The organism is Pseudoalteromonas sp. (assembly GCF_041629635.1).
In the GTDB taxonomy this organism is placed as follows: domain Bacteria; phylum Pseudomonadota; class Gammaproteobacteria; order Enterobacterales; family Alteromonadaceae; genus Pseudoalteromonas.
This window is the reverse complement of record NZ_JBFKMX010000128.1, coordinates 1-10,023: the sequence shown is the minus strand read 5'-3', so window position 1 is coordinate 10,023 and position 10,023 is coordinate 1. Positions and strand designations below refer to the sequence as shown.

9 protein-coding genes are annotated in these 10,023 nt (G+C 40.0%); 3 read left to right on the top strand and 6 right to left on the bottom strand.

Annotated elements, in window-relative coordinates:
• From ABYD77_RS15190 to ABYD77_RS15180, 3 genes are all read right to left on the bottom strand, one after another.
• On the bottom strand, positions 1-869 hold an 869-nt coding region (locus tag ABYD77_RS15190; protein WP_372770968.1), incomplete at its 3' end, for a TonB-dependent receptor plug domain-containing protein.
• Positions 870-1,080: 211 nt separating this feature from the next.
• Positions 1,081-2,199 carry a TRAP transporter substrate-binding protein gene (locus ABYD77_RS15185; RefSeq protein ID WP_372770967.1) on the bottom strand — a complete coding sequence of 373 codons (1,119 nt, stop codon included), beginning with the start codon at positions 2,197-2,199 and terminating at the stop codon, positions 1,081-1,083.
• Between the two features lie 51 nt (positions 2,200-2,250).
• Entirely contained in the window at positions 2,251-2,430 is a 180-nt protein-coding gene (locus ABYD77_RS15180; protein ID WP_372770966.1) for a hypothetical protein, read from the bottom strand.
• 320 nt (positions 2,431-2,750) lie between these two features.
• Between ABYD77_RS15180 and ABYD77_RS15175 the strand changes: the two genes are divergently transcribed.
• On the top strand, positions 2,751-4,520 hold the full coding sequence (locus ABYD77_RS15175; RefSeq protein WP_372770965.1) for an endonuclease: 1,770 nt from the start codon (positions 2,751-2,753) through the stop codon (positions 4,518-4,520).
• A gap of 190 nt (positions 4,521-4,710) precedes the next feature.
• Here ABYD77_RS15175 and ABYD77_RS15170 read toward each other — a convergent pair whose 3' ends face one another.
• A complete protein-coding gene (locus tag ABYD77_RS15170) occupies positions 4,711-5,676 on the bottom strand; it encodes a helix-turn-helix domain-containing protein (protein WP_372770964.1) in 966 nt (321 codons plus the stop codon).
• A gap of 270 nt (positions 5,677-5,946) precedes the next feature.
• Between ABYD77_RS15170 and ABYD77_RS15165 the strand changes: the two genes are divergently transcribed.
• The gene (locus tag ABYD77_RS15165) at positions 5,947-6,792 is read left to right on the top strand and encodes a DUF2306 domain-containing protein (protein ID WP_372770963.1); all 846 of its coding nucleotides are present in this window, start codon (positions 5,947-5,949) and stop codon (positions 6,790-6,792) included.
• A 170-nt stretch (positions 6,793-6,962) separates the two neighbouring features.
• On the opposite strand, the gene ABYD77_RS15160 is transcribed toward ABYD77_RS15165, so the two are convergent.
• Positions 6,963-7,925, bottom strand: coding sequence for a hypothetical protein (locus ABYD77_RS15160; RefSeq protein ID WP_372770962.1), 963 nt, complete (start codon positions 7,923-7,925; stop codon positions 6,963-6,965).
• Positions 7,926-8,156: 231 nt separating this feature from the next.
• Positions 8,157-9,335 (bottom strand): MFS transporter, encoded by a 1,179-nt coding sequence (locus tag ABYD77_RS15155; protein WP_372770961.1) that lies wholly within the window; start codon positions 9,333-9,335, stop codon positions 8,157-8,159.
• Between the two features lie 120 nt (positions 9,336-9,455).
• On the opposite strand from ABYD77_RS15155, the gene ABYD77_RS15150 reads away from it, so the two are divergent.
• Positions 9,456-10,023: AraC family ligand binding domain-containing protein (locus ABYD77_RS15150; RefSeq protein WP_372770960.1), on the top strand; the 568-nt coding region annotated here is incomplete at its 3' end.

Below are 10,023 nucleotides of genomic sequence, written 5' to 3'. Positions count from 1 at the left end.
GGGTCGCCCGGTGCTTTTTCGCCCGTTGTGTTTTTAATGGCATAACTCTTTTCACCCAGATTAACATTGTTATCAATGCTGATGTGATCGGTTTCTTGTTGGCCTTCAAAATAGTTATAAGTAAGTGACAGGGCACTGTGATCAGTTAAATCATAGGCTAATTTGGTAAAGGCATTTTTAGATTTAAAGCCCGACATACCATACAACAAACCAAGTGCATCACCATCTGCGTCTTTAATAATGCCGTTATCTTCATAGGCAACATTGGCAACAAAGCTAAATTTGTCGCTGCGACCATCAAGCGTAACATCTGCTCGTTTGCCAAGACTGTCGTCAAAATCCGTGGCTGAAAAATTAGTCGCAAGGTTTAGTTTGCCGTTAAAGCCGTCTTTGCTGTCAGCATTTTTGGTGATGTAGTTGATAATACCGCCAGCGGCGCCGTTACCATAAATAGAGGTCGCACCTTTAATAACTTCCACGCGCTCAATCACACTTGGATCTAACGAGCGAATAGCTAAACGACCATTTCGCAGTGGCGTTGATTGTGGCAAACCATCAATTAGTACTAAGGCGCTACGACCACGTAAGTTTTGGCCAGAGCTACTGTTTGTGCCTGTGTTTGGCCCCATCCCCGGCACTTGAATGGCTAAAATGCTTTGCAACTCGTTGCTGACTTCCATATTTCGAAGTAGTGCTTGTTGGTCAACAATCACAACCGATGCGGTTACTTCATCAATGCGTTCTTCTACGCGGCTGCCAGTAACTATGATGCGTTCCATGTCTTTTAATTGCTGCTCTGTAGTTGGGCTATCGGCTAATACTGCAGTTGAAACAAAAAGGGCGGTTAAACTAAGGGACGTTTTAATCATTATCTTTCCATGTTTGAAGAATTTGATGCGGATCGTAATGATATTTATTATCAATTGCAACTTTTTGGGGTTATGATTTAATTATATTTTTTCGCGGCTAATCTAACTTTCAGTGGGGAGAATGCACCTTAATTGTATAAAGATATCGGTATTAAAAGCTATTAGTTCAAAGCAGGTGTTGTACCGTTTGCTAGCGCACAAAATGGTTTTACTAGCCAAGCTGGTATTTGCTCGGTGTATTGGTTGCCTCAAGTAAGATATTAAACGCCTTAACAGAGCCAACAAGCTGTTTTTTAACTTCGCGCCATTCATGGCGGTGTTGGCCGAATTGATCATGCCACAATGCCATTAATTCGTTGTCTGGAGTAAACAAAGTACAACCAGCTTGTTGGAAAGCCAAATTACAATTGCTTTCGACTTCAGAGAGTTGGCTGATTTGGTTGAGAAAGGTTTGGTGCGCAGCTTCGCGTACGATTAACCGCAATGACAAGGGTAACTGAGATAGCCATTTTTGATTGATTACATTTACCCATGCATCTGGAACACTGTTAAAAGTGCTAATTGTAGCAATAGAGTCTCGTAAATTGTCAGGCCCTGCGTAGAGCCCAATGATACCTGGGTCAATTACATGAATATGTCCTGAGCGTGCCATGATAGCTACTTTGTCCCAATTCAGCTCAATTACATGTGCTTCAGTCATATCGTAAAATTGTTTAAGTACTTTACTGGCAGGAACACGAAGCACTAAATCCTTAAGATCATTAGGTGTTTTGATAACTTTATTAATTTGTTTAGTGGTGCTTAGAGTGCGGCCTCCTGTAATATAATGCAACAAGATTTCGACTACTCCTTGTTCCCTAATTTTATTGACAATTTCTTGTTGCCAATAGGTTGAGCTAATAAGATTCAAAAAAGCTTGATTACTGCTCGCCCAAAACGGAATGTTAAGCACATCTAATATTGGTAAGGCACGTGATAAGTTTGACACCGAAATTAGTGCCGCATCAACGCGCCCACGCGTAACGGCTGCCATTAAATCTGTTCCTATCCCAACCTGTCCACCATCTTTGACATCAACATAAATTTTGCCTTGAGACATACTTTCAATAAAATGTTTGAATACGTGATGCATATGAGGAATGTAGCGTGCTTCAGCAGTTTTATAGGGAGATGCAAAGGTGAGGGTGAAATCTGCACCCAGTTTGGTAGCTTCATCTTGAACGTTCTGTTCCTCTGGGGTTAGGGCATAAGATAAACACGACGAGGAGAATAACGTACTTGCAAAAAGTGCGGAGGTAGAATGAATAAATGTGCGTCGAGATACTGGCATAGATTAAGTTTAGTCCACATCATTACGCTTTCAATCAGGCCGCAGTTAAAGTTAAGGCGCTGAACTTTCTTCCTTAATGGTAAAGGATAAGAAGCCGCCTTCATCTTGCTCTAATTTTTTTGCCCAATTTGTAACGCTTTCAAGTGATAAATTATCACCTGCTACATAGCGAGAAATACTGTCGCTTTCATTTACAGCAAACTCAATTAAGTAACGTTTGTTTTCAGTCATAAATAAACTCACATCGTTTTGTTTAATTTTTAATGTCAGGTTTACTGCTTTTCCATGACTAATTAATGACACAAATTGGAAAAATAATAAACAACTGAATTTACCTTTTGTTTACATTTGTTATCAAATCAGTCAACCCATACAGAGCAAGGCTTGTAGCAAGATACTGTGTGACATTTTTAGAGTTAACAATCTAAATGTAAGGAAAATGTGACGAAATTACTTTAAAGTAGCGCGGCAATTATTTCGAATATTGCAAAGGATGCAGTTTACAAAGGATGGTATTGATTTGAATTTTCAAAAAAAACAAATGGATAGCCATGAATCTCTCACGCTTAAAACTAGTAACATCAATCTTTGTTGCATGTTACGCAACGCAATCGCTGGCAGCAGCGCCTGAAAATTATTATTCATCAGTAGATCAGACATCAGCTGATAAATTAAAACAAAGCTTACATCACATTATTAAAGGGCATACGAAAATCCCTTATACGTCCACTGCTACAGACACGTGGGATGTATTAGAAATTGCCGATCAGGATCCAAATAACAGCGGCAATGTTATTGATGTTTACAAAAATGCCAGTTACACAAAAGCAGGTGGTGGTAATAGTTTTTACAACCGCGAGCACAGCTGGCCTAAATCGTATGGCTTTCCAAGTGATGGTAGTAACAATTACCCTTACACAGATCTACACCACTTATTTATTGCTGATAGCAGTTATAACTCAAGCCGCAGTAACAAACCTTATGCTGCGTGTACTGATGCCGCCTGTATTGTAAAAGCAACCGAGTTGAACAATAACCGCGGTGGTGGTTCAGAAGATATCAATTTAACATTGGGTTCTGGCGCGACAGGTGCATGGCAAACATGGCCAGCTCGTCGTGGTGATGTTGCCCGTGCGCTCATGTACTTAGCGGTGCGTTATGAAGGTGGTAGTCACTCTGTGACTGGTGTACTTGAACCAGACCTTATTTTGACCGATGACCGCAACTTAATTGAAGGCTCTAAAACGGGCGGCAATGAAGCGATTGCTTATATGGGACTTAAATCAACCTTGCTGGCATGGCATAAAGCCGATCCGGTAGATAGCTTTGAAATGCGCCGCAATGATGCAATTTTCCAATATCAAGGTAACCGTAACCCATTTATCGATCGCCCAGAGTTTGTGGCGTGTGTTTTCGAAAGTGTGTGTTCAGGAACAGGGCCAGATACTGGTACGCCGACTACACCAACTAATAGTACGCCTTGGATAAATGAGCTTCACTATGACAATGACGGCACAGACGTAAACGAAGGTGTTGAAATTGCAGGTGCACAAGGCATTGACCTAAGCGGCTGGTCACTGGTTGCATACAATGGTAATGGTGGCGCAGCTTACAAAACGGTAAGCCTTTCAGGTGTGCTTGCTAACCAACAAGCAGGTTTTGGCACTAAGTTTTTTGCCTTTTCTGGATTACAAAATGGTGCAGCAGATGGCATTGCCCTGGTTAATGCTAAAAGTGAAGTGGTGCAATTTTTAAGTTATGAAGGCAAGCTAACTGCAACTGATGGCCCTGCAAAAGGGTTAACATCAACCGACATTGGCATTGCACAAAGCACAAGTACTGCTGTTGGAACATCATTACAACTTAAAGGCACAGGTAAAGCTTATAGCGACTTTAGCTGGGCATCAGCCTCTGCTACTTCAAACCAAGTAAACGCAGGCCAAACATTCGAAGGTGGTAGCACAACACCAACTGAACCAGAGCAAAGTGTATTTAGCAATACTACATCAACGGCAATTCCTGATAATTCATCGGTAACGTCAACTATTGATGTAAACCGCTCAGGTACTGCCAATTCAATTACAATTGATGTTGATATTACACATACCTATCGCGGTGATATTAGCTTAGTGTTAGTTGCGCCAGATGGTAGTCAACATACGCTTAAGAGCAAAAATGGCTCAGACTCAGCAAATGATGTGAAAGCACAATACAATGTTAATGTATCATCGGTTGCTAAAGGACAGTGGCAACTACGTGTAGCTGATAACTATCGCAGAGATACTGGCACATTAAATAAATGGTCGATTACGTTTAATTAACCTAATGAAGCGCCAACTTTGTTTGGCGCTTCATTATACACTCTAATGTATTGACTTTTGTGGTATACACTCTGTTCAAATCTAAAGCGTTTTGATAGCGTCATCGCTTTTAGATCTAATGTACTAAGTCAAGGCGTGACATCTAGTGGCAGAAAAAATAGACAACAAATACCAACACGCTCTAAGCTCTTTAACTTAGTTTAACTAAACCCTTGCTTACGTGCATTTGACGAAATTGCTTAGGGGTAAGCCCTGTTTCGGCCTTAAATGCGCGAGTAAATGGGCCAATTGAGGCAAAGCCGCTTTCTAAGCTAATCACCAGTACTGACCAGCCTTGGTTTTCAGGGTTAATCAAAAGGGATTTCGCATGCTCGACGCGCAAACTATTGATGTACTGATTGAAGTTTTTGTCGGTAATGTACGATTTTAATGCGCGGCTTACTCTATATTCTGGCACATCAAGGCTGCGTGCAATATCTGCCACTTTTAAATTGGCTTGTAAATACAAAGATCCTTCGTTCATGAGCGAGGTAATATCACGAGCAAGTGCGTTGTCTATGTCACACACAGGTTCTGGTTGAGTGTGTATCTCTTCAAGTGACGATGCTTTCGTCTGTGGCTGAGTATCTGAGCTTTTGTGTTGTACTCGCCATGCAAGCAACAATTGGGTATTAACAACCACCATCAAAATAATGGCAGTGATGACCCATTCTTTTGCATCAGCATTACTTGCCAGGGTAAAATTAGTAAGCTTACTAATGCCAACAGCAAGGCCGAAGGTTGATAAAAACAAAATACGCTGTGCTTTGTCTTGTTTTGTTGCAGTTTTAAAGTCTCGGCAGCCTTCCCAAAACGATAAGACCAACACACAAGATGATAATAATACGGTGATTTCCGACAATACATGGCGAAACACCGAATCACTGCTGCTGGCAATAATATGGCTAGAGCTTGCAAACAAATATCCCTGATTAATAAAAATAAGCAAAGAAATAGCAAATGCGAGTGCTAGATGATGATGTTCAATGACTTTTTCTTGACGAAAGAAACTGCGAGACAGCAGCCAATAACAGTTGCAGGTGGCTACTGTGCCTAATCCAATTAGATACTTGTAAGCACCAATAGCATCGCCTGTTACTTTTTGCGTTAGTGACATGGCGACAGAGCCACAGAAAATAGCAAACAGGATATGTGGTAACTTTTTCTGCTTAACAAACAGCTGCGCAATCAAACAACCTAGGCATACACACAGCGTAAAAATGTAAAAATTGGATTGGGCCATAATTGAGTAAGTAAACAGTAAAATATTAGTGTGAAGTGTAACGGGAGCTTATAGGCAGAGTAAATCTCCTTTTGTAAGTAACTTTGTCACTTTTTATATGCCAATTTACTAATCAAATCAAAAGATTAAAATAAAGGGGCAGAAATGCAAAGTTTACTAGCGGATGGTGTAAAAACAGGTTTATCACCTCACACAATTTTAGATAAAAGTGTCAAAACCTGGTTTTGTGCGGCACTTGTTGGCCAGTGGTTATTTGCCATTTACATCCTAATTTTATATGTATTGCCAACCTTAATGGGCAATACTGAAGTAACCCATAACTTGCTGCCTGGACAAGGTGTTCAAGACAAAGGAGTGTTCGATGGCATGGTGTTTTTTTCCCATGTGGTACCTGCGATTATTCTAGGATTGTGTGGTATGTCACAATTGGTGCCATCTATTAGAAATAAATACCCGCGTTTGCACCGGATAAATGGCCGCATCTTTTTTATCTTGGGTATTAGCGGCGCTGTCACCGGATTATATCTTACTTGGGTAACCGGCATGCGATTTAGCGACATTGGTTCAATAGGTATTACGCTAAACGGTATATTAATTCCTATTTTTATATATTTCGCGTGGCGTACAGCGTGTAAAAAGCAATTTAATTTACACCAGCGATTTGCTGTACACAGCTTCTTATTAGTTAATTGTGTATGGACGTTTCGATTGTACTTGATGGGCTGGTTTGTGGTTAATCAGGGGCCGCTTGGCAATTCGCGTAACCTTGACGGCCCTGCGGATATTGCTATGTCTTTCGCTTGTTATTTATTGCCCATGTTAATTGCTGAACTGGTGTTTTGGGCAAAACGCACAAATAACCTTTCGGTGAAGTGGGGAGTTGCATTGATGACAATTTTTGGCGCAACCATCACAGTAATTGGCGTGGGCGCCGCAACTATGATGATGTGGCTGCCACGTATTGAAAAAGTATTTAGCGCTCTTATTTAGAGGGCTATTGCATTGCTCTTCATAAGTATTGTTACAGCATTCGATGACAGGATAAGATCATTGGATAAAGTACGCAAACTACAAATTTCAGCTACAAAAAAGCGCAACGTTTTAGTTGCGCTTGTTCACCTTGTACTTAATAACTAGCCCTCAGGGCTATGATAGTTAAGTTAGATAAGGTTGATCTTACCGGTTTGTACTAGAGTAACATTAGCTGTGCCATCTGTTTTAACTAAAACGTGGCAATTTTTGAAACCTTTGGTAGAGAACGCTATCTTGCTGTTTGAAATACTAAGGGCTTCTAGTTTATCGTCACAACGTAACTGTGCATCTGACACTTTTCCTGTATTTACTGTAATTTCACCATTTGAGCGAAACACCTTTCTAAAAAATGGCGTGTTACTAGCAATCTGCTTTTGAGTAGCTTGGGTTTTATTCGATACTATGCCGTGTTGAATATCATTAACGTATTGTTCGTGTAACTTATCGATATTAATCGCATTACTCTTTAAAACGTTTTCTAGTTTATTTAACGTAAAGCTCGCCATTTGATAGTTTTGATCGCGATTAAACCAGTTAATGGCACTTTTTAATGCAACGACTGAAAGCTCTGCCGGCAAGTTTTTTGCGGTATTAAACACGCCCATCATTGCCATATCATAATCTGCCCATGCATTGTGTTTGTAAAATGCGCGGGTGTTTAACCAATAATATAAAGCTTCCTCCGAGTCTGTTTTTACTAGCGGTTTTAATTGATTAGCAATTGCTGATTTCAGCTCTGCGAGAGAGCTTGATGCAATACTTTTCTCTATTTGCGCATAGGCTTTATAAAACGATTTACTTGCGTGTAAGTTTGCCGATTTATTTGCCGCTATAAACACCGTATTACTTACATTAGTTGATGGTTTCTTATGTAATTGTTTCTCAATTATTTTTGTTAGGTTTTTTGATACATCGCTAAATTCAGACTGTTCAATAATATCAATGTTGGTGATATTTCCTGATGCATCCACTACATAATTTACATAAGCCCAACCCTGGCTGTTATTTTGTTTAGTTTGTGTGGTTTTTGCTAAAACACTATTTGCACTTAAGCAAATTACTGCAAGAATAATCGATTTTAACGTTGTCATAATAAAACCCAGGGTGATTAATTTTTGCGCAATATATAGGTGTTCAGACCAGTTGGAAAGGACAAATATGCCTATTGTTTACAAATTTATACATTAGAGGCTTTTTCTAGTACTAAAGTAGTTTTTGTATATACTTTGTTCTGATTGCTTGATGGATATTGATGCATTTATTGCAATAAAAGATGCTTTTAGAATGCACAAAAATAAAGGGCTAATAGATAACCCTTTTAGTTAAGCTGGGTTATTAGCTAAACGCTGTTTTGCTAGGTGTGGATCGATAAATTGGCTAAGTACTAATGAGCAACACGCAAGCACAGCACCAAAATAAAACACCAGTGAATTGTCGTAAAGCCACACTAAACCAAAACTTGCTGGAATGATTACCGCAGCAATATGGTTGATGGTGAAACTTACTCCAGCCGTTGCGGCAATGTCTTCAGGGCGAGCGATTTTCTGGAAATAGGTTTTAATGGCAATTGCCATAGCAAAAAAGATATGGTCAATCACATATAACACGGCTGCGCCAGTTGCGCTTTCCACAATCGCATAACCAATAAACACAAAGATTAGGCCTATATATTCGATTGATAAGGCGCGCTGCTCGCCAATCTTACCGATCATTTTGCCAATTTTAGGTGCAATAAATATATTTAGTAAGTGATTTAGCATATAAAGCGCAGAGATTTCAGCAACGCCATAACCAAACTTTTCTACCATTAAAAAACCAGCAAACACCATAAAGATTTGACGACGTGCACCAGAGAAGAAAGTGAGTAAGTAGAAGAGGGTATACTCTTTTCTTAAAATCAGTTTTTTATGCTGCGAGGTGTGTTGTTGAAATGAAGGGTGAGATAACCACAGCCACATAGTGGCAAGTAATCCAATACCGCCAACAAACAAATAAACAAACTGATATGAAGTTGCCATAAAGGTAAACAAGAACCAAATAATGGAAAAAGCACAGAGTGACGCAATTGATTTGATAGACAGTAATTTTCCGAGCTTTTCAGGGGCTTCATCTTTACTAAACCACTGTAAGCTAAGTGATTGATTAATCGTTTCATAATAATGGAATCCAATCGACATCAGCACTGTGGTTGCGTACAAACCGTAAACGGTGGGAAATAGCCCAGTAATTGCTACACCGATTACTAAAAGTGCGAGGGAGATAAGAGCAAAGGTTTGCTCTTTTAATACCAGTAATACAAACACTGCTGTAAAGGCAAGAAACCCCGGTATTTCGCGAAGTGATTGCAACATACCTATGTTAGCGCCGTTAAAATTAGCGGCTTCTATTGCAAAGTTATTTAACAACGCATTCCATGCTGAAAAGGTAAATGCCATTACCGCACCGGCAATAGCTAAAAAGCTAAAAGGGCTGGCTTTATAAGATTTAATAGCGTTAAGCAAAGTGACGCTCCTGTCGGTTTTGAATAAGAAGGCTAAAAGTGTAAAACAGTAATGCTTTGTCATGTTATCGAATATATGACATTCTATTTATAATATCAGACAAGATTAAAATGCTCGTTAATGAACCAATGGCGCTCAACTCCTTCTCGCTTTAAAAAGAAAACTCTTGGCAGACCAGTATTGCCAAGAGCTACTAATATGCCGCCGTGGGAGCATGTAAAAACCCATCAGCATAGTTGGGGGCAGCTTGCTTATACTAGTAATGGTGTACTCACGCTTTTTACCCCCGAAGGTAAATTTATTATTCCACCGCAGCAGGCGCTTTGGTTACCTCCAGGGCTTGAGCATGAAAGTTTTTGTCGCTATGGCGGCAAGTTTCGCAGTGTCTATATTGATGCGAAATATACCGAGCGGTTAGGTACATCTGCCAAATCAATTGAAGTAGACAGTGTGCTCCGTGCGCTTATTTTGGAGATCTGTACGTGGCAAGATGACTATCTGTTAGATGATAAAAACCAGCGCTTTATTGATGTGTTTATTGACCGTGTTGAACTTGCCAAAGAAACTAACTTTGTGATGCCGCTAAGTGAAGATGTACGCTTAATGCCAATTATTAGTGAGCTTTTAGCCAATCCTGGAAACAAACTGACCATTGAAGAATGGGGTGAAAAGGTAGGTGCATCAAGCC